The organism is Sandarakinorhabdus limnophila DSM 17366 (genome assembly GCF_000420765.1).
Lineage (GTDB): Bacteria > Pseudomonadota > Alphaproteobacteria > Sphingomonadales > Sphingomonadaceae > Sandarakinorhabdus > Sandarakinorhabdus limnophila.
In genome coordinates this window covers 305,308-332,089 of sequence record NZ_ATVO01000005.1, presented here as the reverse complement: position 1 = coordinate 332,089, position 26,782 = coordinate 305,308, and the positions used below count along the sequence as shown (strand labels likewise).

Sequence of the window (26,782 nt, the reverse complement as noted above, 5' to 3'; positions counted from 1 at the left end):
GGTTACAGGCGCCGCAGGCAAGGGGTGCAAACCGTTCGATGTTGCGCCATGGTGTGCGGCAATGCTGCGGATCTTCTCTGCCACGGGCCACCAATTGATCGGCAACGGCGATGTGTTGCCGGCCGATGCCGTGTGGATCGACCTGTTCAACCCCTCGCCGGGGGAGGAAAAGCAAGTCGAGACCGCGCTGGGCTTTGGCGTGCCGACCGCCGACGAGATGGCGGAGATCGAGACGTCCAGCCGGCTCTATGTCGACAATGGCGCCATCGTTATGACGGCGACCCTGGCCACAGGGCTGATCACCGAAACGCCGGAAACCGTGCCGGTGAGCTTCGTTCTGGGCAAAAGCCACCTCGTTACGGTGCGCTATGCCGAGATTCGCAGTTTTGATCGTTTTGTGGCGCAACTGGAGCGCGCGCCGGCCCAGTGCGGCAGCGCGCCGATGGCGCTGATGGGGCTGATCGATGCCATCGTCGATCGGCTGGCAGACGGGCTGGAGCATGTGGGCCGCGAAGTGGACCAGATCAGCCGCGCCGCCTTCCGCCGCGCCGAAGCCGGTGCCCGTGGCCGCCAACAGCAGCGCCGGTCAAATCTCGCCCTGCAGGCGCTTCTGACCAGGTTGGGCGCGGCGCAGGACGGGCTGAGCAAGGCGCGCGAATCGGTGGTGTCGCTCACCCGGGCGCTGTCGTTCCTGCAGTTCGCCGCGCCGAAAGACGCTGGTCTTTCCGCCCAGATCAAGACCCAAGTGCGCGATCTGGCCAGTCTGGCGGATCAGGCCAGTTTCATCGGCGGCAATCTCACCTTCCTGCTCGATGCAACGCTGGGCCTGATCTCAATCGAGCAGACTGCGGTGCAGAAGATCTTCTCTGTGGCCAGCATCGTGTTTCTGCCACCCACGCTGGTGGCCGGGGTTTATGGCATGAACTTCGCGCACATGCCGGAACTGCAATGGGTGGCGGGCTATCCGATGGCGCTGGGCATCATGCTGGCCGCCGCCGTGCTGCCTTATGCGATCTTCCGTTGGCGGGGGTGGCTTTAAGGCGTGTCCAGCGTGCAGCCATATTCCGGATCGAAGCGCGAGATGCGTGTGGAGAGCAGCGGCACTTTGGCCGTGATCGTGCGGTTGGCGCTGTCTTCCTCAACTTGCACGATTTCGGTGCCCGGTTCACGATCGGTGTCGCAGCTCGCCATGTCCCGCCCGCTGACAAAGCGGCAGCTGCAGGTGACCTGGGCGATATAGCCGGTGGCCAGCGCTGCCTGCCGGCCGGTGCTGGAATATTTGAGGCCCAGCCAGCCGCCCGCCGCGAGGCAGAGCAGCAATAGCGGCGCCCAGATCAGCCAGCGACGGCGCGATGGTGCCGCCGGTGGCGGGGTGGCGGCAGATGTGTCACTTGCCAGCATGGGGGCAGGGCCTTTAGCGTGAAATTCATGACAAGGTGGAGAAACATCGGGGCGGCCGCAAGCCTGTTGCTGACCGCAGGGGCCGCCATGGCACAGCCCGTGCGCTCGCCAGTGGCGATTCCGTCCACCGTGCCGGCCTCGGCCCTGCCCGCCGCCGATGCACTGTTCACCGATCCGGCGCTGAAGGAAACGCGCGCGGTGATCGTCCTGAAGGACGGCAAGCCGATCTATGAACGCTATGCTCCCGGCTATGGCCCCGGCACGCGGCTGATCAGCTGGTCGATGGCGAAATCCATCACGTCGACGTTGATTGGCTTTCTGGTGGCCGACGGCAAGCTGGAGCTGGATACGCCCGCCCCGGTGCCGGAGTGGCGGAACGACGCGCGCGCCAAGATCACGCTGCGCCAATTGCTGCACATGGCATCGGGCGTGAAGCATATCGAGGCCGGGCCTGAGCCGGAGCGGGCCGACACCAACCGCGCGCTGTTCGCCGATACCTCGGCCGATATCGTCAAGGCTGCTGTCGCCGAGCCGGCGGAAGTCCCGCCCGGCACACGTTTTGAATACAACACGCTGACCACGCACATATTGGCGCGAATCGTTTCCGATGTGGTGGCGCCGGGCGCGACGCCGGCCGAACGCAAGCGCAAGGTGCGCACCTTCATCAACGATCGGCTGGCCGGGCCGGCGGGCATGGCCAGCCTGCTGTGCGAGTTTGATCCACAGGGCAATCTTTATGGCGGCTCGCTGTGCTTTGCGACGGCGCGGGATTGGGCGGCGTTCGGGCAGCTGTATCTGGATGGTGGCGTGGTGGCCGGGGTGCAGGTGGTGCGGCCGGATTGGGTGCGTTTCGTGACGACGCCGTCGCCGACCAATCCCGGCTATGGCGGGCAATTCTGGCTGAACCGCAAGCCGTCCAATGGCAAGGATGAAGCGCTGTTCTGGCGTACCGGACCGCCCGACGCCTTTGCCGCGATCGGGCACTTGGGCCAATATGTGATCGTGGTGCCATCGAAGCGGATCGTGGTGGTGCGGCTGGGCAAGACGCAGGACGACGTGCTGCAACCGGTGCGCGACGGTCTGGCCAAGCTGGTGAACAGCGTGCCGGCCAAGGGGGCGAAATGAGCAACCCCGATTATCGCCTGATCGACATCAAGCTGGACGAACGCACCATCCTGTGGCGCAACGCCGATATCGAGCAAGAGCGCCGCGTCGCCATCTTCGATCTGCTTGAGGGCAATGAATTCAAGCCCATCGCCGCCGCCGATGCCGGCCATCACGGGCCGTATAAGTTGCTGCTGGGTGTAGAGGATGGCCGGCTCGACGTGACGGTGAGCAATGGCGACGACATCCAGATCGATGCGTTTCAGGTCGCGCTGAGCCCGTTCCGGCGCACGATCCGCGAATATTTCGCCATCTGCGACAGCTATTACCAGGCCATACGCCAGGCCAGCCCCGGCCAGATCGAAACCATCGACATGGCGCGGCGCGGCATCCACAACGACGCAGCCGAGCTGCTGAAGGAACGCTTGGAAACCCGCGCCCTTGTCGATTTCGATACGGCGCGTCGCCTGTTCACCCTGATCTGCGTCCTCCACATCAAAGGCCACTGATGTCCGTATTGTCCGACCGCTGGATTCGCGAAACCGCCCTGAACGAGGGCATGATCGAACCGTTCGTGGAGCGCCAGACGCGCGGCGGCTGCATTAGCTATGGCCTGTCGAGCTATGGCTATGATGCGCGCGTGGCCGACGAGTTCAAGATCTTCACCAATGTCGACTCTGCAGTGGTGGACCCCAAGAACTTCAATCCGAACAGCTTCGTCGATCGCAAGACCGACGTGTGCGTGATCCCGCCCAACAGCTTCGCGCTGGCCCGCACGGTCGAGTATTTCCGCATTCCCCGCGATGTGCTGGTGATCTGCCTGGGCAAATCCACCTATGCCCGCTGCGGCATCATCGTGAACGTGACGCCGCTGGAACCTGGCTGGGAAGGCCATGTCACGCTGGAATTCTCCAACACTACGCCGCTGCCGGCGCGCATCTATGCCAACGAAGGTGCCTGCCAGTTCCTGTTCCTCAAGGGCAATGAACCCTGCGAAGTGAGCTATGCTGACAGAGCTGGAAAATACATGGGCCAGCGCGGGGTGACGCTGCCCAAGCTTTAGGGCCGAAATTGTGGCGCCGCCGGGGGTGGCGCGCACACTCAATGCCGGCTAACGCCGCCGGGTGAGCTCGACCTCTCCTTCCGAAGCCCGCCTTGGCTTTTTCGCCGGCATGGGCGCCTATCTGATCTGGGGCGTGCTGCCCTTTTACCTGCGGCTGTTGCAAGGCGTGCCGGCGGCCGATGTGCTGGCGCACCGTATCTTGTGGACCGTGCTGGTGGTGGTGGTGCTGATTTCTGGCCTGAAGGGCTGGGAACGCGTGCGCGCCGCCCTGCGTCAGCCGCGTTTGCTGTTGATGCTGCTGGCATCGGCCGTGTGCATCACCATCAATTGGGGTGTCTACACCTGGGCGATCCTGGCCGGCCACGCCATCGATACGTCGCTGGGTTACTTCATCAACCCGCTGGTTTCGGTACTGTTTGGCGTGGCGCTGCTGGGGGAGCGGCTGGGTCGGCTGCAATGGGTTGCGGTCGGGCTGGCGGCGCTGGGCGTGGCGGTGCTCACCATCGAGCGCGGCTCACTGCCGCTGGTTTCCCTCGCGCTGGCGCTGTCGTTCGGCGTCTATGGCCTGATCCGCAAGCAGGCGGCGGTGGATACCGCGACTGGCCTATTTGTCGAAACGCTGCTGTTGGCGCCGATGGCGGCGCTGTGGGTGGCCCAGACGCCGCAAGGCTTTGCCGGTTGGCCGCCGGTCACGACGATGACTCTGGCACTGGGCGGGCTGGCCACGGCGATCCCGCTACTTCTGTTCGGCCTGGCAGCGCGGCGGCTGCCGCTCTCCACCCTTGGCCTGATGCAATATGTGGCGCCCACCATGGTGCTGCTGGAGGCGGTGCTGCTGTTCGGCGAAGTGCTGGATCCGGCGCGGCTGGCGGCGTTCTGCTGCATCTGGGCGGGGTTGGCGGTCTATACGTTTTCCCTGCGCCGGCCAGTGGCGCGCGAGGCTGCAACGCGCTAAGGCGCGAATATGGACAAGATCGTCATTCGCGGGGGCCGCCGCCTCAAGGGCCGCATCCAGATTTCCGGCGCCAAGAACGCCGCGCTCACGCTGATGCCGTGCGCACTGCTTACCGACGAGCCGTTGACGCTGCGGAACCTGCCGCGGCTGGCCGATATCGATACGTTCGGCCACCTGCTCAACAATCACGGACTTTCGACCACCATTGAAGGCACCAGCCCGGATGAATTCGGCCGCGTGATGACAGTGCGCGCCAACCGCATCACCTCGACGCTCGCCCCCTATGACATCGTGCGCAAGATGCGCGCGTCCATCCTCGTCCTCGGCCCGCTGCTGGCCCGCGCCGGCGAAGCCACGGTTTCGCTGCCCGGCGGCTGCGCCATCGGCAACCGACCGATCGATCTGCACCTGAAAGCGCTGGAGCATCTGGGCGCCAACATCGAACTGGCGGCCGGCTATGTGAAGGCGACGGCCCCGATGGGCGGCCTGCCGGGCGGACGTTACGTGTTTCCCATCGTTTCTGTGGGCGCCACGGAAAATGCCGTGATGACCGCAGTGCTGTGCAAGGGCACGTCCGTTCTGGAAAATGTCGCGCGTGAGCCGGAGATTGTCGATCTGTGCAACTGCCTGGTTGCCATGGGTGCCGAGATCCAGGGCATCGGCACTGAGAAGCTGACCATCACGGGCGTGAAGGAACTGCACGGCGCCACTTATGCGGTGATGCCGGATCGTATCGAGGCGGGTTCCTATGCCTGCGCCGCGGCTATTGCCGGGGGCGAGGTCGAACTGGTCGGAGCGTCCGCCGAGGATCTGGGTGTGACGCTGGACATGCTGCACGAAGCTGGCGTTGAAACCGAAGAAACCACCGATGGCATCATCGTGCGCCGCCACGGCGCGATGAAGGGCATCAATGTTTCAACATCGCCCTATCCGGGCTTTGCCACCGACATGCAGGCGCAATTCATGGCGATGCTCACCGTAGCCGACGGCGCGTCGCTGTTGACCGAGACCATCTTTGAAAACCGCTTCATGCACGTGCCGGAACTGGCGCGCATGGGGGCTGATATCACCGTGCGCGGCCGCAGCGCCATCGTGCGCGGCGTGCCGAAACTGAACGGTGCCGAAGTGATGGCCACCGATTTGCGCGCTTCCATGAGCCTGGTGTTGGCCGGGCTGGCGGCAGAAGGCGAAACCACGGTCAGCCGCGTCTATCACCTCGATCGCGGTTACGAGCGGTTGGAAGAGAAGCTCCAAGCCGTGGGCGCCGATATCGAGCGGGTTGGGGATGGCTGAACGCCTCGCCCTGCTGGGTCAGGAGCCCGGCGATATCGAGACTTTCTCGGCGCTCTTGCAGGACGCGACGTTGCGGCTGGCCGATGTCGGCTTTGATCGCAAGGCGCGGCGGCTGGCGCTGCTGATCAACCGCTACCGCCGTGAGGCCGATGCGCCGAGCCGCATCCGCAGCGCCCTGCGGGTGGAGACGGTTGACGCTGTGCAGCGCGCCGGCTGGCCCGATGATCCGGAAGCGGTGACAGTTATCCTCTCGTTGGCCCAGGATGGCGACTGGCTGGTCATCACTTGCGCCGCCGGCATTGCTATCCGTGCGCGCATCGAAGTGATTGACTTGGTGCTGGAAGACATGGGCGACGCCTGGGGCACAATGCGGGTGCCGCAGCACGACTAGGCAGTACGCCGCCCCACCATCACCAGCACGATCGTCGCCACTGCCGCCTTTAGCCCTACGCCCGGCAGCAGCACGGCCAGCGCGGCAACGTCACCGCCGCGCAGGGCAATCACCGCTCCGCCCAGTGCCAGCAGCAGCGCATGGGCGGCAAGCATCAGCAATAGTGTTTGCCGCCAGCTCCAGCCCGGCTGCCAGCGCATCGCCAGCCGCGCCGCAAGTGGCAGCGCCACGATGAAGCCGGCGCTGAAACCGCCCATCGCCAGCAGGCCGCCCTTCATGTCCGCCAGCACCGGAAGGCCCAGTGCCGCCAACAGCAACCAGCCCAGTACGCCCAGCACGCCAGCCCCGCCCGCCAGTGCGCCGGCCAGACAGACGATCAGCGATTGTACGGTGATTGGCACCGGCCCCAGATCAAGTGACAGCGGCGCACAAAGACACAGGGCAGCGGTGGTGAACAGGCCGCCCCACAGCGGCGAAACGGGACGTGCCATCAACCGCCGGTTGAAACCGCGCCGGTCTTCTTCATGGCACCAGCCACTTCGGGCGGCATATATTTCTCATCGTGCTTGGCCAGAATGGTCTCGGCGGTGAACTTGCCGGTGACCGGATCGATCTTGCCTTCAGCAATCACGCCCTGGCCCTCGCGGAACAGATCGGGGAGGATGCCGGTGTAAGTTACGGGCACGGTTTTCGCCATGTCGGTCACCACAAAGCGGATGGTTTCGCCATCGCGCTGGATCGAGCCCTTTTCGACCATGCCGCCCAGCCGGATCGCGTCAGTGGGGGCTGGCCCCTTGGCGAGATCGGACGGGGCGTAGAAATAGGTCGCCTTCTCACCCAGCGTGGAGAAGGCCAGCACGCCAGCGCCGCCGAGCGCCGTGAGCGCGCCGACGACCAGCCATAGGCGTTGATGTTTGGCTTTCATCGGCGCTTCACCTCATCGGCCTTTTTCTCAGCCGACCGCATGGAAACAAAGGCCCAAATCAGCAGTCCGAGCAGGCCGACCAGCGTGATCGCATAGGCCGGCCAGATGAAATTGGCCCACAGATCAGGGCGGGTGACGATGCCATCCATTACGCCAAAGCCTCCGCCATGCGCCGGCTGCGCGCGTCAACGCGCTGCTGCGCCAGCATCGCCCGCATCCGCATCAAGACGATGGCGGCGAACAGGAAGCTGAAGCCGGCGACCGAAAGCAGCAGCGGCGTCAGCAATGCCGGCGCGATCTTGGACGACGCGTTGACCACCGAAATGCTGCTGCCCTGGTGCAGCGTGTTCCACCATTCCACCGAATATTTGATGATCGGCAAGTTGATCACGCCAACCAGCGCCAGAATGGACGAGGCGCGGGCTTCGCCGCCCTTTTCCGCTTCGCTAGCCGACAGCGCCAGATAGCCGAGATACAGGAAGAGCAGAATCAGCATGGAGGTGAGCCGTGCGTCCCACACCCAGTATGTGCCCCAGGTCGGCTTGCCCCACAGCGATCCGGAGATCAGGCAGATGGCCGTGAACGCCGCGCCCGCCGGCGCAATGGCGCGCGCTGCGATGGTGGCGAGCGGGTGGCGCCAGATCAGCGCGGTGGCCGATGCGATGGCCAGGCTCATGTAACCGCCCGCACCCAGCCAGGCGGCGGGCACATGCACATACATGATGCGCACGCTTTCTCCCTGCTGGTAATCCGGCGGACTGGCGAACAGTCCGATCCACAGGCCGGCCGCAGTCAGCGCCATGCCAAGAAGTGCCACGATTGGCGTGGCGACACGGGCGATCTTCAGGAATCGCGTGGGATTTGCGTAACGGTGCACGCCGGCCTTCTAGCAGATGGCGGGCGCGGGGAAAGGGGGCGCGTCAGTAGTTGTTGACGCGCTCGCTCCAGCCATCGCCTGCATACATGCGGGTCACCTTTCCGTCCTTTTCCTCGAAATACACGATCTCGCCGATGGGGCCGCCGCCGGTGGGTGCCATCAGCCGGAAGCGGCCTTCGCCCAGCGGTTCCAGCGTTTCGCGCACTTCGGTGGAACGGGCGTTGCCCGAAATCACAACCAATTGCTTATTGAGCAGCACGATTTGGGTGATGCCATCACTATAATTGCCGCGATAGAGGCCGGCAAAGCGCGCCCAGGCCGGATCCCAGGACGTGGCCTTTGGTTTGGCGGCCTTTGCCACGGCATCGCCAACCGTTGCCATCAACTGGTTAGCGATGTCGCCGGGGTTGGAATCGGTGGTGTTGGTCAGCACGATCACACCCACCTTGTCGTCGATCTGGGCCATCGTCATCGTGGTGTTGCCGGGATAACCGCCGCCGTGGCCGGCATAGGTCTTGCCCTTGAGGCGCTCGATATCAAAGCCCAGGCCCGAACCCGATTCCCAATCCTCGTCCACGCTGCGCACGCGCAGCGCTTCGCGCCACGAACCGGCCGAAAGCACATTGTTGCCACCGGCCTTGGACGCGCGGCGGAACCAGGCGGAGATGAACTTGGCCAGATCATTGACATTGCTGGTCATGCCTGTGGCCGCCGCCATGCCGTGCGCATCGACGAACGGCAGCACCCGGCGGTTGCCTTGCGGCGTGCGGTTGGCATAGGGCGTGGCGAGGCCGGGATCGGGCTTGTCGACGCTGCTGGCAGTCATGTCCAGCGGCTTGAGGATATTGGCGGTAACATAATCGGCCCAGCGTTGGCCGCTTACCTGCTCCACCACCAGCCCGGCGATGCCAAAGGCGAGGTTGGAATATTTCCAGCGAGTCTGCGGCGGGAAGGCGGACTGGCGCCCGGCCATCAGCGCCTTCAGCTCGGCCTCGCTGGGGAAATCGAAGCTCGACCAATGATCGCCGGCCTCGCGCTGCAGGCCCGATGAGTGGGAGAGCAATTGCTCGATGGTGATCGGGCCATCGTCTGGACCGGCCGGCTTCATCGTGAACCAGGGCAGATGTTTGCTCACCGGATCGTCCAGCCGCAACTTTCCGGCTTCACGCAGTTGCAGGATGGCGATGGCGGCAAAGATCTTGGAGTTGGATGCGATGCGGAAGCGGGTGTCGGCGGTCATCGGCCTTTTCGACGCGATGTCGGCAAAGCCGAACCCCCTTGACCACACGAGTTGCTGATCCTGCACAACGCCGACGGCCACGCCGGGCAGGCCGCGATAGGCGATCTGCCCTTCCAGCCAGGCGCCGAACAATCGCTCGGCGGCTTGCACGTCCGGGTTTTCGGCGACACTGGCGGCGGGCGTTGCTGCGGGCTGGGCGAGTGCGGGTGTCGCGAGCAGCAGGGCCAGCGCGATGGTGCGGTGAGGCATGTGGAATTCCCCCTTTGGAATGGCGACAGCCTATCAGGCTGGCGGCCTGCGCCAAGGGGAATGTCTTAACCCAATCGCGACAGCGCCGCCTGCAACCGCTCGGCCTCTGCCGAACGGGCGGCGTGGTCCTCGCGGGCCTTTTCGACCGCTTCCGGTTTGGCCTTTTCGGTGAAGCCGGGGTTGCCAAGCCGTCCAGCCAAAGCGTCGCGTTCCTTGATCGCCGCGGTCAGCGCCTTGTCGAGTCGGGCCTTTTCGGCAGCGAGATCAACCACGTCGCCGATCGGGATCAGGATGGTCGCTTCGCTGTGCACCACCTGCAGGCGGCCACCTTCGGCCACCTCGCCAGGCAGGATGCGCGCGAGGCGTTCGATCACGGCGGCGTTGGCGGCCAGTCGCGCCTGCGTTTCGGGCGACGCGCCTTCCACGGCATAGGCGAGCTTGGCCGACGGCGGCACGTTCACTTCGGTTCGCGCCGAGCGGACTTCGGAAATCAGACCGATCAGCCAGTCGATATCCGCACTGGCGGCAGCATCTTCGGGAATGGCGTCGGTGGCCACCCATTGCGCCAGAATCAGGTCATCGCGCTCCGCCAGCCGGTGCCACAATTCCTCGGTGAGGAACGGCATCACCGGGTGGAGCATGACGAGGATCTGATCGAGCGCCCAGCCGGCAACGGCGCGGGTTTCGGCGGCGATGGCTTCATCGGCGCCTTCGCTGAGCAGCGGCTTGATGAGTTCCAGATACCAGTCGCAGAAACGGCTCCACACCAGTTTGTAGATGGCGTCGGCATAGGCATCGAAGCGGAAATCGGCGATTGCCTGTTCCAGCGCGCGCGCCGTGGCGCGCACTTCGCCGATGATCCAGCGGTTGACCGGCTGACTGGCAGCGGGCGGCAACGGCGAGGCACTGCCGCCAATGCCGTTGGATTGGGCAAAGCGCGCCGCGTTCCACAGCTTGGTGGCGAAGTTGCGATAGCCTTCGATGCGGCTTTCGCTGAGCTTGATGTCACGCCCCTGCGTTTCCATCGCGGTGAGCGTTAAGCGCAGCGCGTCCGCGCCATATTGATCGATCAGCACCAGGGGATCGACAGTGTTCCCCTTGGATTTGCTCATCTTCTGGCCCTTGGCGTCGCGCACAAGGCCGTGGCAATAGACGGTGCGGAATGGCACATCATCCATGAAATGCAGGCCCTGCATCATCATGCGGGCCACCCAGAAGAAGATGATGTCGAAACCGGTCACCAGCACGTCGCCGGGGTAATGGCGGGCGAGGTCGGTCGTCTGCTCCGGCCAGCCGAGCGTGCCGAACGGCCACAGCGCCGACGAGAACCACGTGTCGAGCACGTCTTCGTCGCGGGTCAGTACCGCGTCGCCGGCCTGAGCCTGTGCTTCCGCTTCGGTTTCGGCAACGAACACGCTGCCCTCGGGCGTATACCACGCCGGAATCCGGTGCCCCCACCACAACTGGCGCGACACGCACCATGGCTGGATATTCTCCATCCAGTTGAAATAGGTCTTTTCCCAGGTCTTCGGCACGAACTGGGTGCGGCCGTCATGCACCGCGGCGAGCGCATCCTTGGCCAGCTCGGCGGCGTTCACATACCATTGGTCGGTCAGCCACGGCTCGATCACCACGCCGGAGCGGTCGCCATAGGGCATCTGGATGGTCTTCTGTTCGATGCGCTCGATCTGTTCGAGGGCTTCGAGATCGGCGACAACCTTCTTGCGCGCTTCTTCGCGGGTGAGGCCCACGTAATCGGCGGGCACGCCGTCGGCGGCGCAGATGCGGGCTTCGGCGTCGAGGATGTTGATCCAGCCGATAGCCTTGTTGCGTTCATACACCTGCCAGTCGTTGAAATCATGGGCTGGCGTGATCTTCACCGCACCCGAACCCAGTTCAGGATCGGCATGTTCATCGGCGATGATCGGAATGCGGCGGCCGGTGATCGGCAGCAGCACATGTTTGCCGATGACGGAGGCATAGCGCGGATCATCGGCACCCACGGCGACGGCGGTATCGCCCAGCATGGTTTCGGGGCGCGTGGTGGCAACGATGATGTGATCGGCGCCATTGGGAAGGCGCGCGCCATCGGCCAGCGGATAACGGATGTGTGTGAAGCTGCCGGCGACTTCGCGGGTTTCCACTTCCAGATCGGAAATCGCGGTCTTCAGCTTCGGATCCCAGTTCACCAGCCGCTTGTCGCGATAGAGCAATTTCTGGTTGTAGAGCTCAACGAACACCTTGAGCACGGCCTTGTTGAAGCCGTCGTCCATGGTGAAACGCTCGTTCTCCCAATCGCACGACGCGCCCAGCCGGCGCAGCTGGCCAGTGATGGTGCCGCCGGATTCGGCCTTCCATTCCCATACCTTGGCTTCGAACGCCTCGCGGCCCATGGCGGTGCGGCCGGGCTGCTGCGCTTCGGCTAAGCGGCGTTCCACCACCATCTGGGTGGCGATGCCGGCGTGATCGGTGCCGACGATCCAGCGCGCATCGCGGCCGTTCAGTCGGTGCCAGCGGATCAGCAGATCCTGCAGCGTGTTGTCGAGCGCGTGGCCGATGTGCAGGCTGCCCGTGACGTTCGGCGGCGGGATGACGATGGTGAACGGCTTGGCATCCGGGCGGGACGGCCGGAAGCGGGCGTTGTGTTCCCAATGGGCATACCAACGCTGTTCAAAGCTGGCGGGGTCGAAAATCTTGTCGATCATGGCCACGGCGCATAGCCGCTGGGTGCGATGCGGGAAAGCCCTACAGCTTGCCGGTAAGGCGCTTGATTTCTTCGCGCGCCAGTTTCTCGACGATTTCGGGCATGTTGGCGTCCAGCCAGGCCTTGATCTGCGGCGCCAGCATCGAACGCATCAGTTCGTCCAGCGTCATCCCGGTGCTGCTCGCTGGCAGGGTCACATTGGCCAGCGAGACCGAAGCCCGCGCCGGGGCCAGGGCGGGCACGGGCGGCGGCGAATCTTCATTGTCATCGTTACCGGGTTCCATCACCCGGGCGCGGATGGAGGCAAGAATGACGTCAAGGGCTGGCGGCGGCTCGCTCATGCCAAACAGTTACGACATCGTGAAGAAAAGCGCCACACCCGCCGAGCGGGCAGAACGAGAAAATCTCGGGTCAAAAGGCGAATTCGCGCGGCTGGGCAAAGCCGGGCAGATCGGGCGCCGCCATCTCAATGAACGGCAGGCCCGCGGGTTGGCCGGTGGCAGTCAATGGCCCGGCATAGCCGCGGCCAACGCCCGCCTGGCGCAGCACGGCGGCGATGCGACCGCCGGGCGCCAGTTGGGCGGCAATGGCCGGCGTCACGGCGGCGATGGCGCCTTCGAACAGGATCAGATCATAGGGGGCAGCGGCCGCCCAGCCTTCGGTCAGTGGTCCGGATACGCTGGGCACGCCGGCGGCTTCGGCCATGGCGATCAGTGCCGCATCGCTTTCCAGTGCCGTCACCGTCGCGCCCAGTTGCGCCAGCACGGCCGCCGAATAGCCCGAAGCGCTGCCTACCACCAGTACACGCTCCCCGGCGCGCACGCCGGCGTGCTGCAGCAACAGCGCCAGCGCCAGCGGGGCGAGCAGATAACGGCCAGGCGCCACTTCGTGAGCGGCATCGGCCTGGGCCAGCGCCGCGAGGGCCGGCGGCAGAAAGGCTTCGCGCGGAATTTCCGCAAAGGCCGCCAGCACGCCAGCATCAGTGACCCCAACGGTTTTCAGCTGGGAATCCACCATGGTCTGGCGCTGGGCGGCAAATGGGCTCGTCGTCATGGCGATGGCTTTTGCCCTGCGGCGGCGTGTCGCGCAATGGCCGAATCGCAGGGTCTGATTGTGGTGCAGCATAGGTCGCCCGGTGCAACATAGGCCATTGCCCCCACGCCCCTGCCTTGCTAAGGCAACGCCCCACTTGCGAGGCCCGATGGCGGAGTGGTGACGTAACGGACTGCAAATCCGTGCACCCGGGTTCGATTCCCGGTCGGGCCTCCACAGTTTGCGCCTTTTGTGTCGGCAGTGCCGCATGGTGATGGCGAAATCCGCATTGACGAAGCCAGCAGCGCCCAACAAACCTGTCTCTGTCGATCGGGGAGCAGGGGATGGGGCAGGATTCGGCGACTCGCCGGGATTTCTTCGTGGGTGCTGCTGCATTAGGAGCGATGGCGTCGGCTCCGGCATTGGCCGCCGCACCCGTTGATCCGCTTTTGGCGCTGCCCGGTCGCCGCATCGCCGGCTTGATCGCGGCGCGCAAGGCAAGCGCTGAAGACGTGATGCGCGCCGTGCTGGCGCAGATCGCCGCCCACAATCCGGCCCACAATGCCATCGTGGCGCCGCAGGATGGTGACCGGCTGCTGGCGCAGGCACGGGCGATGGATGCGCGGCTGGCCGCAGGCGAAACGCCGGGGCCGCTGTTTGGTCTGCCGTGGGCGGTGAAAGATCTTGCCGATGTGATCGGCATCCGGACCACCAACGGTTCGCTGGTCAACAAGAACAAGATTCCCACCAGCGAAGGCATCATGGTGCAGCGGCTGCGCGCAGCAGGCACAATCTTCATCGGCAAGACCAACGCGCCCGAATTCGGCTTTGGCTCCCACACGATCAACCGCGTCTATGGCCCTACGCGGAACAGCTTCGACCCCAGCCGCTCGGCCGGGGGCAGCAGCGGCGGCGCAGGCGTGGGGCTGGCCCTCAGGATGCTGCCCCTGGCCGATGGTTCGGATTTCGGCGGCAGCCTGCGCAACCCGGCGGCGTGGAACAATGTCTTCGGCTTTCGCACCGGCACCGGTGTCATCCCGCCGGAAGGCAATGACCAATGGATTGGCCGCATGGGCGTATCGGGCCCGATGGCGCGGCATGCGGCCGATTTGGGCCTGGTGCTGTCGGTGATGGCCGGCAAGCATCCTGGGTCGCTGCAATCGATCGATGTCGATGCCCGCGCCTTTGCCGGGCCGCTCGACGCTGATCACAAGGGAACGCGCATCGGCTGGCTGGGCGATTGGGGCGGGCGGGTTCCGCATGATCCGGCGGTGCTGAAGATCTGCGAAGGTGCGCTGCCGGCGTTTCGCGCCATGGGCTGCACGATAGATGCCGCGCAGGTGGATTTCGAGATCGAGCCGGTGTGGCAGGCGCTGCTGGCGCTGCGCAGCTGGATGTCGGGCACCGGCCTGCAGCGGCTGGCCGATGATCCGGCGACCCGCGACCTGATCGGCCCGCAGGCACATTGGGAGATCGCCAACAGCCGCAACATCACCGGTGCCCAAGTGCTGAACGCGTCGGCGGTGCGCACCACATGGACACGGGCAGTGGACAAATTGTTCAAACACCATGATTTTCTGGTTGCGCCGGCAGTGCAGCTGCTGCCCTTCCCCGTGGAGCAAATGTGGCCGACCGAGGTCGCTGGCAAGACGATGCGCACCTATCATGAATGGATGCTCGGCACGTTCCTGGTGACGATGACCGGTCTGCCGGCGCTGGCAGCCCCGGCGGGCTTCTCGCCCGGTGGCCTGCCGGCCGGTTTCCAGATCATCGGCCGGCGCGGTGCCGAACTGGCCTGCCTGAAACTCGCCCACGCCTATGAACAGGCGGCACGGCCCGTTATCGACCGGCTGCCGCCGGCGCTGGCCTGAGGGGAAAGCGACATGCCGATTTTGGGTGTGGCCCTGCTGGCCGCCTGCACGCTTGCCGGGTTGTTTGTCGGTGATCTGCTCGGCGCGGCGCTGGGCCTGGAGGCGAATGTTGGCGGCGTGGGTGTCGCCATGTTGCTGCTGATTGCGCTCACCAATCTGCCGGGGCGACGGTTGGGGCCGGAAACTCCAACGGGCAACGGCGTGCAGTTCTGGAGCCTGATGTATATCCCGATCATTGTTGCCATGGCAGCCAAACAGAATGTGTTTGCGGCCGTTTCGGGCGGGGTGATGGCGGCAGTGGCAGGCGTGTTGGCGGTGCTGGCTGCGTTCGCGCTGGTGCCGGTGCTCAGCCGTTGGGCGCAGCGGCCGTGATGGAGCGCATATTCAAATTCGCCGGCGACAACGGCCTGCTGGTGGCATTCGTCTTCGTTGGCGTCATCATGGTGCTGGCCTATTTCCTGTCCCGTCATGTCGCGCGCGGAAAGGTGCATGGATCGGCCATCGCCATTGCGCTGGGGCTGCTGCTCGCCTTCTGGGCGGGGGCCGATACCGGTGGTAAGAATGGCGTGGCGGATTATCCGCTGCTGGCCGGGATCGGCGTGCTGGGCGGCAACATGTTCCGCGATTTCGCCATCGTCGCCACCGCGTTCGGCGTACGGATGGAAGATCTGCGCAAGGCCGGCCTGGTTGGCGCGCTCTCCGTGCCCATAGGCGTGATCTTGTCGTTTGCTGTGGGGGCGGTGGTGGCGCTGGCGTTCGGCCTCACCGATCCGGCCGAGATCACCACCATCGGCGCGGGCGCGGCGACCTATATCGTTGGGCCGGTGACGGGCGCGTCGCTGGGCGTGTCGTCGCGGATCATCTCGCTCAGCATCGCGGCTGGGCTGGTGAAGGCGGTGCTGGTGATGGTGGCAACGCCGCTGGTGGCGCGGCGCATCGGCCTTGATAATCCCGCCAGCGCAATGGTCTATGGCGGGCTGATGGGCACCACCAGCGGTGTGACCGGCGGGCTGGCTGCCACTGATCCCAAGCTGGTGCCGTACGGCGCGATGACATCCACCTTCTACACCGGGCTGGGCTGCCTGCTGGGGCCGTCGCTGATCTATCTGGTGATCAGGGCCGTCCTTTAGGCCCAGATGCGTTCGATGAACCAGAAGCTCGCGATGCTGCCGATGGCATAGGCGCTGGCGAGCACTCCAGGGTGCAGCGCGGCTGGTGTGAGGCGACGCAGCCCGGCGATGACGGCCAGTGTGGCGGAAATGATCAGCATCTGGCCAGCCTCCACCCCCAGGTTGAAGGTAAACAGTGCCATCGGCAGATCGGTCTCGGGCAGGCCAATCTCGCGCAAGGCGCCAGCAAAGCCGAAGCCGTGCAGCAGGCCGAACAGGAAGGCAACCAGCCAGGGCAACCGTTCCGACAGGCGGGGGCGTCCCGGCTGCGCCTTCACGATTTCGACGGCCAGGAAGATGATGGAAAGCGCGATCACCGCCTCCACTGGCGCCTGCGGCAAACCGAACAGGCTCAGCGTGGTGCCGGCCAAGGTGATCGAATGGGCGATGGTGAAGGCGGTGGCGGCCGCCACCACCGGCCAGCCGCGTTGCAACAGCAGCACCAAGGCGACCACGAACAGTAGATGATCGAAACCGCCGACGATATGACCGACACCGATCACGAAATAGGTGCGCGCCACCTGCAGGGCGTCGGGCACGGCAGCAACCGTCGCGGTGGCGCGGCCGGGCAGCAGCCGCTCGGTCTGCACCGGCCGACCCAATGGTGCAATGCGCAGCAGCGTGTCGGTAAAGCCCGGTTCCAGCCCGGCGAGGCCAACACTTGCCCCATCGAGCGGGCGGGCACAATCGGCGCGCCCGGTTGCCACGAGGGCGCCAACCGAAAGCCGCGCTTCGCCCATTTTTACTCGGCAGAACGGCGGCAATTGCGGCGTGGCGCTGGCGGCCAGCCCGCCAAGCACCGGGGCCTTCCACACGATCTTCCAATCGCCGGCGCTGCGCTGCGTCAGTTCCAGATAGCCAGGCCGCAGTTCATCGGCCCGGGCTGGCAGGGCACCGGCCAGCAGCGCCAGCAGCGCCAATGCGCGAAGCAACAGGCCGATCATGACGTGCGCCTGATCTCCACGTCGTAACTGTCCAGCAATTGCTGCAGGTGCGCGTCCTGCGCCTTGCGGATGGCACTGCTGCGCCAATCATTTTCCAGCCGCTGGCGCACATCGGCCAGGCGCGGCGGCGGCGGCTGCACCCGCTGATCGATGCGCACCAGGTGCAGGCCAAAGCCGGAAACCACTGGCCCCATCCAAGTGCCTACCGGCAGCCGGGCGAGGGCGGTGGCGAAATCATCGCCCAGTTGTTCGGCCAGATCGGTCTGGCTGGCATCGTCAAAGCGGCCGGGCAGGGGCAGCGGCTGCGTCATGATGCCGGGTCGCGCGCCCTTGGGTATGCGCCCTATTTCGGCGGCAGCTGCGGCCCGCAGCGCTGGGGCATCAGGGCCGAGATAGATCTGCTCCAGCCTATAACGTGGCGGCGCGGCATAACGGGCTGGATCGGCATCGAGCAGCGCCTGCAGTTCGGCATCGCTGGGCTGCGAGGCTTCGGCTTCGGCGCCGGCAATGGCCAGCATCTTGTTGCGCAGCCGCTTTTTCACCACCTCGTCGTCGGTATCGAGGCCCAGGCGCAGCGCCTCGCGGTAATAGACCTCGCCGCGGACATGATCGCGGATCAGCCCGTCCAGTTCTTCAGCTGTGGGCGGGCGCCGGAAAGCGCGGACATGATGGTTGACGAGGCCAGCCACCACCGGCTCATCAACGATGATGCGACGCTCGCCCAGATCGGGCGCCCGCCCTGCCATGGCGACGAACACCAGGGCGCCCAGCACCAGGAAATGCACCAGAGGCTCGCGCAGCAGTGCCGCTGCGCGGGTTCGCCATGCCGTCATGCTTGCGCCTCAGTTCTTGCCCAAATTCTGATTGGGCGTGTACCAGATTGGCGAGGTATAGGCACGTTCCTGGCTCTTCATGCGGACTTCCGGCGGCAGCTTCAGCTTGTACCGCACCGCATCAAATGCGGGCCAGCTGGGTGTCGGGATTTCCAGCACACGCAGATAATAGAAGCTGCTGATCGCGGGATCGAAGGCGGGATCGGTCCAGACTGTCGTGAGCGCGGCGGCGCCGATATTGTTCTTGTAGGTGGCGGTGGCGACATCGACCGTATCTCCCACCGAAGGCAGCTTGCCGGCAACCGGCTTGCGGTCACCGCTCCACGCCACGTCGAACACTTGCTCGTGCGTCTTGCCGGCCTTGTCGATCCAGCCCTTCACCACCTGCACGCGATCGAGGTTGGCGCCTTCCGGGTCTTTCAGGGCCGAGATCAACAGGCGCGGCGCGCCACCTTTGCTCGGCTTCAGCTCTCCGCCCATTGGCACGCCACGGACATAGCCGGCACGCACCCAATCGCCCTTCAGATCATCGGCGGTGAAATCCCAGCCGCCAAAAACCCGCACCGTCATGCGCGGGCCGGTGCTGGCATAGACTTCGCGCCGCGTCATCGCATCGAAGATGGCAGCGCGGGTGTTGGCCTTGGCCCACACAGCGGCATAGCCACTGGCGAGATAATGCCAACCGAAACGACCCTTGCGGGTGCCCAGGTTCTGCGGCGCCATTGTCCGGGCCGCGCTCGGTTCGGTGCCGCTGTGCTTGCCGAAGAATTGGTCTTCATCGGCGGTGGCAAGGGCGGTGTGGCTGTCGGTCGATCCGATCAGGCCGAACTTGTAGGGGTTCACCCCCGTCTGCGCTTCCAGGGCCAGGCCGCGCTTCAGTGCCTCGCGCACATATTCGCCGGCATACATGGACGGCACCTTGGGCTGGTTAGAGAGGAGATTGTTCATCTCCCAACCGGCCACGCCATAACCGGAAAATTCATCGTTGGGCGACAGGAAGGGGTGGGCTTCGCTGTCGCCCTTGATCTGGGTGATTTCCACCACCGGCTCCAGGCGGGCGCGGCGCTTGGCATAGGCTGCCGTCATCGGGCCGCCGCCGGGCTGGGTCAGCTCGAACATCAGGCCGTTGGAAAGATTGCTGTTGTGTGGAATCGCCAGCACCCGGCCGCCAGTCGATTTCTCATAGGCGTCCATGTAGTTCCAGATCTCGTCCGGCGTCGCCTTGTAGGTGGGATCGATCGGTACCACCGTACGCACCTTGTCTTCGCCGTCGCGGAAGATGATGTTGCGGTGCAGATTATTGCCACCCTGCATCAACGTATATTCAAAGCCATGGAAGGCGGTGAATTTGCCGGGTTCGTTGTAGCGCTCCACCGCATCCACATTGCCGTTCCACACTTCTTTTGTGCGTTTGGCGGCGCCATCGGCGTTGAGCATGGCTTCGGGAATGGCATTGCGGCCGCGCGCATCCAATATTTCGGCCATGGCGCGCTGCGATCCAGCCGGGCCTTCGTTCATCATGTCGTGCCAACGCCGCATGGTGGCATCGCGGATCAGCAGGCGCGGCGCATCGGCAATTGCCTTGGTACCGCCCAACGCCTCAGCATGATCGGTCACCACCAGAAAATCCAGTGGGCGTGACAGCTTGGCCTTCATGCCGGTCGTGGCCGTCACTTCCTCACCGCGGGCAAAGCGCAACGCCTCTTCTGGGCCCAACCGCACGCCAAAGCCGAAGGCATCGACCGAGTTGGCGGTGTGAAGGTGGGTGTCACCCCACAACGGCCGATCCGGAAATTCGCTTTCCTTCACCGCGGCGTCGCTCTTGGCGGTAGGCTTGGGCCCATCGCAGCTTGTCAGCATCGCGCTGCTGCCCAGCAGCAAGGCCGCCTCCATTATCGTGCGCCGCATCAGTTTCTCCCCTTTTGGCCGCGTCCGGCCTTCGCATTCACGATGCCACGCCTGCTGGGACCGTCAATGCTTATGACACGGGTCCTGTCGTTTCACGCAGCGGCCCAAGCTCTTGGCTTCAGGCCGGATTGTCCTTCACGTGGCGTTCGATATCGTCGAAGAAGCGCTCCAGATTGTGCAACACCATCATCTTGAATTCATAGTTCACGTCTGGGCTGGCGCTTTGGATGATCGGGCTTTCATCGACCTTTTCGGCATAGGCCTTGTGGATGGTCTGCATATAATCGGGATCAAGTTTGATCTCGCCCATCTTGTCGAGGATGCGAAGCTGCACGATCATGATCTGGCGCACCAGCATTTCCAGGGCGGTGATGCGCGACACGGTGGCAACCGCGTCTAGTTCGACTGATTCCTCATCGCTCATTGCGGAAGCATGCCCTGCTTTGCTCTTGACGCAAAGCCTGTTGCAGGCGGGGGCAGCTTGGGGCAGTGCGGTGCAAATGGCCCGCTCGCTCGCCGCCCGCATCGAACGCTTTCCTGTGCAAGGCAGCTTTACCATTTCGCGCGGAGCCAAAACCCATGTCGATGTCGTCGTGGCAGAGGTCAGCGATGGCCCGCACACTGGCCGCGGCGAGGGCACCGCCATCTATTACAAGGGCGATTCGGCGGAACTGGCACTGGCCGCGCTGACGGGCTGTGCCGGCGCGGTGGCGGCGGGTGCCGGCCGTGCCAATTTGCTGGCGCTGCTGCCCGCCGGTGCGGCGCGCAACGCGCTTGATTGTGCGCTGTGGGATCTGGAAGCCAAACAGTCCGGCCGCCGCGTCTGGCAAACGCTCGGCCTGCCGGTGCCGCAGCCGATGCTCACCGCCTACACCATCAGTTTGGGCGATCCGGCGGCGATGGCGGCAGCAGCAAGCGCGGTGCGGGGCCGCGAATTGTTGAAGGTCAAGCTGGGCGGCGACGGCGGCCCGCAGGCGGACGTGGAGCGTATGGCCGCCGTGCGCCGCGCCGCGCCTGATGCCCGGTTGATCGTCGATGCCAATGAAGCCTGGGGCGGCACCGATATCGAACGCACGCTGCGCCAGTTGGCACCGCTTGGCGTGGAGCTGGTCGAACAGCCGGTGCCTGCCGGCCGTGACGCCGAACTGGAGGGGCTGAACTGCGCCGTGCCGCTGGCCGCCGATGAAAGCTGCCATGACCGCGACAGTCTTGATGCCATCATCGGCCGCTATCGCTTCATCAATATCAAGCTCGATAAAGCCGGCGGCCTCACCGAGGCTCTGGCCCTGCGCCATGCTGCCGCCACGCGCGGGCTGGGCGTGATGACGGGGTGCATGCTGTGCACAAGCCTTGCCATTGCGCCAGCGTTCATGGTCGCCATGCAGGGCAGCTACGCCGATTTGGATGGACCATTGTTGATTGAGGACCGCCCGCACGGCCTGCGCTTCGAGGGCAGCGACGTCTATCCGCCGGACGCAGCGTTGTGGGGATGAGGCCATGGCCTTTGCACCGCGCAGGGCCTATGCTGCACTGCAATGTTGAGGGTTGATGCCATCCACAATCGCCGCGCGATCATCGATCGCCGCGCCTTGGCCGATGGCTTGGCCAGCGGGCTGGCCCGCTGCGAGAGTTTTGCCGATCGCCGCCGTCTGCTCGCAGATACGCTGCGCGGGGCGCTGCTCGCTGGCCGTACCGAGATTGCCGAACGGCTGGAAGCGCACCCCGGCCGCGGCCTGGAAATGGCCACCGCCCAAAGCTTCCTGACCGATCAGCTGCTGCGCCTTGCCTGCGATACGGTGGTGGCCAGCCTATATCCGCTGGCCAATCCCACCCAATCCGAACGGCTGGCGCTGGCGGCGGTGGGTGGTTACGGCCGCGGCCAGATGGCGCCGTTTTCCGATGTGGACATCGTGTTCATCACGCCGTGGAAGCAGACGCCGTGGGGCGAACAGGTCATCGAAACTCTGCTCTATCTGCTGTGGGATCTGGGCTTGAAGGTGGGCAACGCCACCCGCAGCCTGGACGACGTGATCCGCATCGCTCGTTCCGACATGACGGTGCGCACCGCCTTTCTGGAAGCCCGCTTCGTCTGGGGTGATCAGCCGCTGTTCGACGAAGCCAATGCCCGGTTCCGCAAGGAAGTGGTGGCCGGCACCGCCCGCGCCTTCGTGGCCGAAAAGCTGGCCGAGCGCGAAGCCCGTCACCAGCGCATGGGCGACAGCCGCTATGTCGTCGAACCCAATCTGAAGGAAGGCAAGGGCGGCCTGCGCGATCTGCACGCCCTGTTCTGGATCGGCAAATATCTGCACCAGGTGCACAGCGTTGCCGAACTGGTAGACAAGGGCCTGCTCACCGCGGACGAATTGCGCCAGTTCCGCCGCGCCGAAAGCTTCCTGTGGTCGGTGCGCATCATGCTGCACCACATCACCGGCCGCGCCGAGGAACGCCTCACCTTCGACGTGCAGCGCGAGCTTGCCGCCCGCCTGGCCTATGCCAATCGTGACAGCATGAGCGCGGTGGAGCGGTTCATGCGCCATTATTTCCTGATGGTGAAATCGGTGGGCGACCTGACGGGCCTGTTCCTCGCCCACCTCGATGAATCGACCGCCCGCCTCGCCTGGTTGCCCACGCTCACCCGCCGGCCGGCCCGGCTGAAGGGCTTCACCCTGCGGCGCGGCCAGATCGGCGTGCCCAATGATGAATTCTTCAAGGCTGATCCGGTGCACCTGCTGGAGATCTTCGCGCTGGCCGACAGTCAGGGGCTGGCCATCCATCCGCTCGCCATGCGCGCCGCCGCGCGCGATGCGCAGCTGATCGACGAACGCGTGCGGCGCGACAAGACCGCCAATGCGCTGTTCCTTGAGGTGCTCATTTCGCCGCGTGATCCGGAAACCGTGCTCAGGTGGATGAACGAGGCCGGTGTCTTCGGGCGCTTTGTTCCGGATTTCGGCCGTGTCGTCGCGCAGATGCAGTACGACATGTACCACCATTACACGGTGGACGAACACACGATCCGCGCCATCGGCCTGCTTGCCCGGATCGAGCGCGGTGAGCTGAAATCCGATCACAGCCTGTCGAGCGCCATCATCCACCAGCTGATCAACCGGCGCGTTCTGCATGTTGCGGTGCTGCTGCACGATATCGCTAAGGGGCGCGGCGGCGATCACAGCCTGTTGGGCGCCGATATCGCGCGGCGCCTGTGCCCGCGGCTGGGGCTGAGCAAAGAAGAGACCGAAACCGTGGCCTGGCTGGTGGAACATCACCTGCTGATGAGCCGCACCGCCTTCAAGCGTGACCTTTCCGATTTCAAGACCATCCTGGATTTTGCTGAAGCCGTTGCCAGCCCGGAACGGCTGCGCCTGCTGCTGATCCTGACCGTGGTCGATATCCGCGCCGTCGGCCCCGGCGTGTGGAACGGCTGGAAAGCGCAATTGCTGCGCGAACTGTATGATTCGGCCGAAGAAGTGCTGCGGTTGGGCCACAAGCAGACAGGGCGCGCGACACGCATCGCCGCCAAACAGGCCGGCCTGCGCGATGCGCTGGGCTGGCCCGAACAGCGCTTTGCCACCTATGCCCGCCGCTTTGCCGACAGCTATTGGGTGGCCGAAGCGTCAGACGTGCTCACCGCCAACGCCGCGCTGGTTGAAGGTGCCGGCGATGCCCCCCTGGCGATTGCCTGCACGCCCGATCCGGCGCGTGGCACCACGTTGGTCGCCATCTATGCCACCGATCACCCCGGCCTGTTCTACCGCATCGCCGGCGCCATTTCCCTGGCCGGCGGCAACATTTTCGATGCCCGCATCCACACCACCCGCGATGGCATGGCGATCGACAATTTCGTCGTGCTCGATCCGCTGGGCCGGCCGTTCGTTGAACCGGCGCAACTGGCGCGGCTGCGGCGCAGCATCGAGGATGTGTTGTCAGGCCGCATCCGTCTCGCCGACAAGCTCGCCGCCCGGCCACTGGCCCGCCGCAAGGCCGAACTGTTCCGGGTGGAACCGCGCGTGCTGATCGATAACAAGGCCAGCAATCGTTACACGGTGATCGAGGTCAACGCCTCTGACCGCCCGGCTTTGCTTTATGCGCTGACCAATGGGCTGTTCCAGCAGAAGCTGACTATCCACAGCGCCCACATCGCCACCTACGGCGAAAAGGCCACTGACACCTTCTACGTGACCGATCTCACCGGCGCCAAGATCGACAATCCAGTGCGCCTGAAAGCCATCGAAAAGCGCCTGTTGGCCATTGCCGCGACCGCCAGCTCCAAGGTGGAAATGCTGGCCGAAGCGGCGGAGTGAGTCAGTTCTTCCCTGGTGCGCTGGTGGCTCCGTCCATCAGGCCGCCGGGCACACCGAGATGGACAGCCACCATGCCGGCAACCACCAGCAACAGCGAAATCGCCAACACATAACGCACCTTGTTGCCGGTCACGCCACCGCGCGCCTTCACGGTGGAGATGATTTCGGGCGGGTCTGCTTGTGTCGTGGGTTCAATGGCCATGAAGAAATCAACGCCGCAGCAGCGGATTGGTTCCCGATCGGCCCCCTGCGACCACATCGCAGTTCCTCCAGCTTGCCAGCCGCGCTGCGCCTTGCTTAAGCGGATGGCAAGACGGAGAGTGACATGACCAAGCCAACCGTGAACGATTGGGCCGCGATGGCCGCCAAGGAAGTGAAGGGGCAGTCGCTGGACTGGCACACCCCTGAAGGCTTCACCGTCAAGCCGCTCTATACCGCCGAAGATACCCAAGGTTGGGAGCCCGGCCTGCCGGGCTTTGCGCCGTACACGCGCGGCGTGCGCGCCTCCATGTATGCGGGTCGGCCGTGGACCGTCAGGCAGTACGCTGGCTTCTCGACGGCGGAAGAATCCAACGCCTTCTATCGCCGCAACCTGGCGGCCGGGCAGAAGGGGCTTTCGGTCGCGTTCGATCTGGCCACCCACCGGGGCTATGATTCGGATCACCCGCGCGTGTCAGGCGACGTCGGCAAGGCCGGCGTGGCCATCGACAGCGTGGAGGACATGAAGATCCTGTTCGACGGCATCCCGCTCGATCAGATGTCGGTTTCGATGACGATGAACGGCGCGGTGATCCCGTGCCTCGCCTTCTTCATTGTGGCGGCCGAGGAAGCCGGCGTCCCTCAGGCCAAACTGGATGGCACCATCCAGAACGACATCCTGAAGGAGTTCATGGTCCGCAACACCTATATCTATCCGCCCGAACCTTCGATGCGGATCGTGGCCGACATCATCAGCCACACCGCGCGCAACATGCCGAAATTCAACAGCATTTCAATCTCCGGCTATCACATGCACGAAGCCGGGGCGACGGCGCTGCAGGAACTGTCCTACACGCTGGCCGATGGCATGGAATATGTCCGCGCCGCCCAGGCCCAGGGCCTGGATGTCGATGAATTTGCCGGGCGGCTGAGCTTCTTCTTCGCCATCGGCATGAACTTTTTCATGGAAGTGGCCAAGCTGCGCGCTGCCCGCACCTTGTGGGCGCGCATCATGACCAACTTTGGCGCCAAGGACCCGCGCAGCCTGATGCTGCGCACCCATTGCCAAACGTCGGGCGTGTCGCTGCAGGAGCAGGACCCGTACAACAACGTCATCCGCACCACGGTGGAGGCGCTGGCCGCTGCGCTGGGCGGCACGCAATCGCTGCACACCAACGCGCTGGATGAAGCCATTGCGCTGCCCACCGATTTTTCCGCCCGCATCGCCCGCAACACCCAGATCGTGCTGCAGGAAGAAACCGGCATCACCAAGGTCGTCGATCCGCTGGGCGGCAGCTACTATGTGGAGGCGCTTACCAAGCAGCTGGTGGATGGTGCGCAGGCCATCATCGATGAAGTGGAATCGCTCGGCGGCATGACCAAGGCGGTCGCCAGCGGCCTGCCCAAGCTCAACATCGAAGCCGCAGCCGCTGCCAAGCAGGCCGGCATCGACATGGGCGAGACCGTGATCGTGGGCGTCAACAAGTACAAGCCCGGCAGCGTGGACGAGGTGCCGGTGCTGGACGTGGACAATGTGGCGGTGCGCGCCAGCCAGATCACGCGGATCGAAGCCGTGAAGGCGGCGCGCGATTCCGATCGGGCGCAGGCCGCGCTGGATGCGCTGCGCGAAGGTGCACGCGGCAGCGAAAATCTGCTGGCGCTGGCCATCGAATGCGCCCGCGCCCGCTGCACGCTGGGCGAAATCAGCGCCGCGATGGAAGATGTGTTCGGCCGCCATGCCGCCGTCGTGAAGATGGTGAAGGGCGTTTATGCCGATGCCTACAAGGCCGATCCCGCCTATGTGCGCGTGGCCGAAGGCGTGGAGGCGTTCGAGCGCCGGACGGGGCGCAAACCGCGGGTGCTGATCGTGAAGATGGGCCAGGACGGGCATGACCGCGGCGCCAAAGTGGTCGGCACGGCGCTGGCCGATCTGGGCTTTGATGCCACCGTCGGCCCCTTGTTCCAGACGCCGGAAGAGGCCCGCGACCTGGCGTTGCAGCTCGACGTGGATCTGGTGGCGTCGTCGTCGCTGGCAGCGGGGCACAAGACTCTGGTGCCGGCGTTGATCGATGAACTGAAGCAGGCTGGCCGATCGGACATCAAGGTGATCGCCGGCGGGGTGATCCCGGCGCAGGATTATGACTTCCTGAAATCGGTGGGCACGGTGGCGATCTTTGGGCCGGGGACGAATATTGTCGAGGCGGCGGCTGAGTTGCTCCGGCTGCTGGGGCATAATCTGCCGCCATTGGGGGAAGCGGCGGAGTAAGGGGCAGCCGGCGGCGGAGCCGCCGAGTCTGCCTTGAAGGCAGGAAGCAAGAAGGAAGAGC

Annotated in this window: 27 protein-coding genes and 1 tRNA gene; 14 read left to right on the top strand and 14 right to left on the bottom strand. The window is 64.9% G+C overall.

Translation table 11 applies throughout. The annotated features are described in order from the left end of the window. Window positions 1-61: 61 nt before the first annotated feature. A complete protein-coding gene (locus tag G566_RS0107115; RefSeq protein WP_022679989.1) occupies window positions 62-1,039 on the top strand; it encodes a magnesium transporter CorA family protein in 978 nt (325 codons plus the stop codon). On the opposite strand, the gene G566_RS0107110 is transcribed toward G566_RS0107115, so the two are convergent. Then, window positions 1,036-1,401 (bottom strand): hypothetical protein, encoded by a 366-nt coding sequence (locus G566_RS0107110; protein ID WP_051135973.1) that lies wholly within the window; start codon window positions 1,399-1,401, stop codon window positions 1,036-1,038. The genes G566_RS0107115 and G566_RS0107110 overlap by 4 nt on opposite strands. Before the next feature lie 87 nt (window positions 1,402-1,488). Between G566_RS0107110 and G566_RS13830 the strand changes: the two genes are divergently transcribed. The 6 genes from G566_RS13830 (at window position 1,489) to G566_RS0107080 (ending at window position 6,207) form a co-directional block, all read left to right on the top strand. Beyond that, window positions 1,489-2,526: a serine hydrolase domain-containing protein gene (locus G566_RS13830; protein ID WP_243442424.1), complete on the top strand. Its 1,038-nt coding sequence runs from the start codon at window positions 1,489-1,491 to the stop codon at window positions 2,524-2,526. Continuing rightward, the gene (locus tag G566_RS0107100; protein ID WP_022679987.1) at window positions 2,523-3,014 is read left to right on the top strand and encodes a UPF0262 family protein; all 492 of its coding nucleotides are present in this window, start codon (window positions 2,523-2,525) and stop codon (window positions 3,012-3,014) included. Before G566_RS13830 ends, G566_RS0107100 begins: the two co-directional genes overlap by 4 nt. Continuing rightward, window positions 3,014-3,568 carry a dCTP deaminase gene (gene dcd, locus G566_RS0107095; protein ID WP_022679986.1) on the top strand — a complete coding sequence of 185 codons (555 nt, stop codon included), beginning with the start codon at window positions 3,014-3,016 and terminating at the stop codon, window positions 3,566-3,568. Before G566_RS0107100 ends, dcd begins: the two co-directional genes overlap by 1 nt. A gap of 61 nt (window positions 3,569-3,629) precedes the next feature. After that, complete coding sequence (gene rarD / locus G566_RS0107090) at window positions 3,630-4,523, top strand: EamA family transporter RarD (RefSeq protein ID WP_022679985.1); 894 nt, start codon at window positions 3,630-3,632, stop codon at window positions 4,521-4,523. A gap of 9 nt (window positions 4,524-4,532) precedes the next feature. Beyond that, window positions 4,533-5,816 carry a UDP-N-acetylglucosamine 1-carboxyvinyltransferase gene (gene murA / locus G566_RS0107085; RefSeq protein ID WP_022679984.1) on the top strand — a complete coding sequence of 428 codons (1,284 nt, stop codon included), beginning with the start codon at window positions 4,533-4,535 and terminating at the stop codon, window positions 5,814-5,816. Further along, on the top strand, window positions 5,809-6,207 hold the full coding sequence (locus G566_RS0107080; protein WP_022679983.1) for a DUF2948 family protein: 399 nt from the start codon (window positions 5,809-5,811) through the stop codon (window positions 6,205-6,207). Before murA ends, G566_RS0107080 begins: the two co-directional genes overlap by 8 nt. On the opposite strand, the gene G566_RS13825 is transcribed toward G566_RS0107080, so the two are convergent. The 8 genes from G566_RS13825 to G566_RS0107040 all read right to left on the bottom strand — a co-directional run bounded on the left by G566_RS13825 (window position 6,204) and on the right by G566_RS0107040 (window position 13,255). Further along, window positions 6,204-6,698, bottom strand: a complete 495-nt coding sequence (locus G566_RS13825) for a biotin transporter BioY (RefSeq protein WP_022679982.1) — start codon at window positions 6,696-6,698, stop codon at window positions 6,204-6,206. The two genes, G566_RS0107080 and G566_RS13825, sit on opposite strands and share 4 nt — an antisense overlap. After that, a complete protein-coding gene (gene ccmE, locus G566_RS0107070) occupies window positions 6,698-7,132 on the bottom strand; it encodes a cytochrome c maturation protein CcmE (protein ID WP_022679981.1) in 435 nt (144 codons plus the stop codon). The genes G566_RS13825 and ccmE overlap by 1 nt, the downstream gene beginning before the upstream one ends. Continuing rightward, complete coding sequence (ccmD, locus tag G566_RS15045) at window positions 7,129-7,281, bottom strand: heme exporter protein CcmD (RefSeq protein WP_022679980.1); 153 nt, start codon at window positions 7,279-7,281, stop codon at window positions 7,129-7,131. The genes ccmE and ccmD overlap by 4 nt, the downstream gene beginning before the upstream one ends. Continuing rightward, the gene (gene ccmC, locus G566_RS0107060) at window positions 7,281-8,009 is read right to left on the bottom strand and encodes a heme ABC transporter permease CcmC (protein ID WP_022679979.1); all 729 of its coding nucleotides are present in this window, start codon (window positions 8,007-8,009) and stop codon (window positions 7,281-7,283) included. The genes ccmD and ccmC overlap by 1 nt, the downstream gene beginning before the upstream one ends. A 43-nt stretch (window positions 8,010-8,052) precedes the next feature. Beyond that, window positions 8,053-9,498: a serine hydrolase domain-containing protein gene (locus G566_RS0107055; protein ID WP_022679978.1), complete on the bottom strand. Its 1,446-nt coding sequence runs from the start codon at window positions 9,496-9,498 to the stop codon at window positions 8,053-8,055. Between the two features lie 65 nt (window positions 9,499-9,563). Next, window positions 9,564-12,203 carry a valine--tRNA ligase gene (locus tag G566_RS0107050; RefSeq protein ID WP_022679977.1) on the bottom strand — a complete coding sequence of 880 codons (2,640 nt, stop codon included), beginning with the start codon at window positions 12,201-12,203 and terminating at the stop codon, window positions 9,564-9,566. Window positions 12,204-12,243: 40 nt separating this feature from the next. Next, window positions 12,244-12,543: a DUF2497 domain-containing protein gene (locus tag G566_RS0107045; protein ID WP_022679976.1), complete on the bottom strand. Its 300-nt coding sequence runs from the start codon at window positions 12,541-12,543 to the stop codon at window positions 12,244-12,246. A 70-nt stretch (window positions 12,544-12,613) separates the two neighbouring features. Next, window positions 12,614-13,255 carry a protein-L-isoaspartate O-methyltransferase family protein gene (locus tag G566_RS0107040; RefSeq protein WP_022679975.1) on the bottom strand — a complete coding sequence of 214 codons (642 nt, stop codon included), beginning with the start codon at window positions 13,253-13,255 and terminating at the stop codon, window positions 12,614-12,616. A gap of 142 nt (window positions 13,256-13,397) precedes the next feature. On the opposite strand from G566_RS0107040, the gene G566_RS0107035 reads away from it, so the two are divergent. The 4 genes from G566_RS0107035 to madM all read left to right on the top strand — a co-directional run bounded on the left by G566_RS0107035 (window position 13,398) and on the right by madM (window position 16,235). Further along, window positions 13,398-13,471 (top strand) — tRNA-Cys (locus tag G566_RS0107035). 107 nt (window positions 13,472-13,578) lie between these two features. Then, complete coding sequence (locus tag G566_RS0107030; protein WP_022679974.1) at window positions 13,579-15,105, top strand: amidase; 1,527 nt, start codon at window positions 13,579-13,581, stop codon at window positions 15,103-15,105. 12 nt (window positions 15,106-15,117) lie between these two features. Continuing rightward, entirely contained in the window at window positions 15,118-15,477 is a 360-nt protein-coding gene (gene madL, locus G566_RS0107025; RefSeq protein WP_022679973.1) for a malonate transporter subunit MadL, read from the top strand. Then, entirely contained in the window at window positions 15,477-16,235 is a 759-nt protein-coding gene (madM, locus tag G566_RS0107020) for a malonate transporter subunit MadM (RefSeq protein ID WP_029131370.1), read from the top strand. Before madL ends, madM begins: the two co-directional genes overlap by 1 nt. Here madM and G566_RS0107015 read toward each other — a convergent pair. The 4 genes from G566_RS0107015 to G566_RS0107000 form a co-directional block, all read right to left on the bottom strand. Beyond that, a complete protein-coding gene (locus G566_RS0107015; protein WP_022679971.1) occupies window positions 16,232-17,218 on the bottom strand; it encodes a HupE/UreJ family protein in 987 nt (328 codons plus the stop codon). The two genes, madM and G566_RS0107015, sit on opposite strands and share 4 nt — an antisense overlap. Next, window positions 17,215-18,051, bottom strand: a complete 837-nt coding sequence (locus G566_RS0107010; RefSeq protein WP_022679970.1) for a peptidyl-prolyl cis-trans isomerase — start codon at window positions 18,049-18,051, stop codon at window positions 17,215-17,217. The genes G566_RS0107015 and G566_RS0107010 overlap by 4 nt, the downstream gene beginning before the upstream one ends. 9 nt (window positions 18,052-18,060) lie before the next feature. Next, window positions 18,061-19,959: a DUF3604 domain-containing protein gene (locus tag G566_RS0107005; protein ID WP_022679969.1), complete on the bottom strand. Its 1,899-nt coding sequence runs from the start codon at window positions 19,957-19,959 to the stop codon at window positions 18,061-18,063. A 118-nt stretch (window positions 19,960-20,077) separates the two neighbouring features. Beyond that, complete coding sequence (locus tag G566_RS0107000) at window positions 20,078-20,383, bottom strand: hypothetical protein (protein WP_022679968.1); 306 nt, start codon at window positions 20,381-20,383, stop codon at window positions 20,078-20,080. Window positions 20,384-20,459: 76 nt separating this feature from the next. Between G566_RS0107000 and dgcA the strand changes: the two genes are divergently transcribed. Both dgcA and G566_RS0106990 read left to right on the top strand, forming a co-directional pair. Then, on the top strand, window positions 20,460-21,452 hold the full coding sequence (gene dgcA, locus G566_RS0106995) for an N-acetyl-D-Glu racemase DgcA (protein WP_022679967.1): 993 nt from the start codon (window positions 20,460-20,462) through the stop codon (window positions 21,450-21,452). Between the two features lie 42 nt (window positions 21,453-21,494). Next, window positions 21,495-24,257: a [protein-PII] uridylyltransferase gene (locus G566_RS0106990; RefSeq protein WP_022679966.1), complete on the top strand. Its 2,763-nt coding sequence runs from the start codon at window positions 21,495-21,497 to the stop codon at window positions 24,255-24,257. A 1-nt stretch (window position 24,258) separates the two neighbouring features. Here the strand turns inward: G566_RS0106990 and G566_RS0106985 are convergent, their stop codons facing one another. Further along, entirely contained in the window at window positions 24,259-24,459 is a 201-nt protein-coding gene (locus tag G566_RS0106985) for a hypothetical protein (protein WP_156874450.1), read from the bottom strand. A 123-nt stretch (window positions 24,460-24,582) separates the two neighbouring features. Between G566_RS0106985 and scpA the strand changes: the two genes are divergently transcribed. Beyond that, a complete protein-coding gene (scpA, locus tag G566_RS0106980; protein WP_022679964.1) occupies window positions 24,583-26,721 on the top strand; it encodes a methylmalonyl-CoA mutase in 2,139 nt (712 codons plus the stop codon). Window positions 26,722-26,782: the final 61 nt, after the last annotated feature.

What these genes read in the sequence shown, in the direction of transcription:
- G566_RS0107030 (WP_022679974.1), top strand. Translation starts at nt 13,579, where the DNA reads ATGGGGCAGGATTCGGCGACTCGCCGGGATTTCTTCGTGGGTGCTGCT.
- dcd (WP_022679986.1), top strand. Translation starts at nt 3,014, where the DNA reads ATGTCCGTATTGTCCGACCGCTGGATTCGCGAAACCGCCCTGAACGAG.
- G566_RS13825 (WP_022679982.1), bottom strand. Translation starts at nt 6,698, where the DNA reads ATGGCACGTCCCGTTTCGCCGCTGTGGGGCGGCCTGTTCACCACCGCT.
- ccmD (WP_022679980.1), bottom strand. Translation starts at nt 7,281, where the DNA reads ATGGATGGCATCGTCACCCGCCCTGATCTGTGGGCCAATTTCATCTGG.
- scpA (WP_022679964.1), top strand. Translation starts at nt 24,583, where the DNA reads ATGACCAAGCCAACCGTGAACGATTGGGCCGCGATGGCCGCCAAGGAA.
- G566_RS0107115 (WP_022679989.1), top strand. Translation starts at nt 62, where the DNA reads ATGCTGCGGATCTTCTCTGCCACGGGCCACCAATTGATCGGCAACGGC.
- G566_RS0107045 (WP_022679976.1), bottom strand. Translation starts at nt 12,543, where the DNA reads ATGAGCGAGCCGCCGCCAGCCCTTGACGTCATTCTTGCCTCCATCCGC.
- murA (WP_022679984.1), top strand. Translation starts at nt 4,533, where the DNA reads ATGGACAAGATCGTCATTCGCGGGGGCCGCCGCCTCAAGGGCCGCATC.
- G566_RS0107055 (WP_022679978.1), bottom strand. Translation starts at nt 9,498, where the DNA reads ATGCCTCACCGCACCATCGCGCTGGCCCTGCTGCTCGCGACACCCGCA.
- G566_RS0107100 (WP_022679987.1), top strand. Translation starts at nt 2,523, where the DNA reads ATGAGCAACCCCGATTATCGCCTGATCGACATCAAGCTGGACGAACGC.
- G566_RS0107010 (WP_022679970.1), bottom strand. Translation starts at nt 18,051, where the DNA reads ATGACGGCATGGCGAACCCGCGCAGCGGCACTGCTGCGCGAGCCTCTG.
- G566_RS0107110 (WP_051135973.1), bottom strand. Translation starts at nt 1,401, where the DNA reads ATGCTGGCAAGTGACACATCTGCCGCCACCCCGCCACCGGCGGCACCA.
- madL (WP_022679973.1), top strand. Translation starts at nt 15,118, where the DNA reads ATGCCGATTTTGGGTGTGGCCCTGCTGGCCGCCTGCACGCTTGCCGGG.
- G566_RS0107015 (WP_022679971.1), bottom strand. Translation starts at nt 17,218, where the DNA reads ATGATCGGCCTGTTGCTTCGCGCATTGGCGCTGCTGGCGCTGCTGGCC.
- dgcA (WP_022679967.1), top strand. Translation starts at nt 20,460, where the DNA reads ATGGCCCGCTCGCTCGCCGCCCGCATCGAACGCTTTCCTGTGCAAGGC.
- G566_RS13830 (WP_243442424.1), top strand. Translation starts at nt 1,489, where the DNA reads ATGGCACAGCCCGTGCGCTCGCCAGTGGCGATTCCGTCCACCGTGCCG.
- G566_RS0107050 (WP_022679977.1), bottom strand. Translation starts at nt 12,203, where the DNA reads ATGATCGACAAGATTTTCGACCCCGCCAGCTTTGAACAGCGTTGGTAT.
- ccmE (WP_022679981.1), bottom strand. Translation starts at nt 7,132, where the DNA reads ATGAAAGCCAAACATCAACGCCTATGGCTGGTCGTCGGCGCGCTCACG.
- G566_RS0106985 (WP_156874450.1), bottom strand. Translation starts at nt 24,459, where the DNA reads ATGGCCATTGAACCCACGACACAAGCAGACCCGCCCGAAATCATCTCC.
- G566_RS0107080 (WP_022679983.1), top strand. Translation starts at nt 5,809, where the DNA reads ATGGCTGAACGCCTCGCCCTGCTGGGTCAGGAGCCCGGCGATATCGAG.
- G566_RS0107000 (WP_022679968.1), bottom strand. Translation starts at nt 20,383, where the DNA reads ATGAGCGATGAGGAATCAGTCGAACTAGACGCGGTTGCCACCGTGTCG.
- madM (WP_029131370.1), top strand. Translation starts at nt 15,477, where the DNA reads ATGGAGCGCATATTCAAATTCGCCGGCGACAACGGCCTGCTGGTGGCA.
- G566_RS0107005 (WP_022679969.1), bottom strand. Translation starts at nt 19,959, where the DNA reads ATGCGGCGCACGATAATGGAGGCGGCCTTGCTGCTGGGCAGCAGCGCG.
- G566_RS0107040 (WP_022679975.1), bottom strand. Translation starts at nt 13,255, where the DNA reads ATGACGACGAGCCCATTTGCCGCCCAGCGCCAGACCATGGTGGATTCC.
- G566_RS0106990 (WP_022679966.1), top strand. Translation starts at nt 21,495, where the DNA reads ATGTTGAGGGTTGATGCCATCCACAATCGCCGCGCGATCATCGATCGC.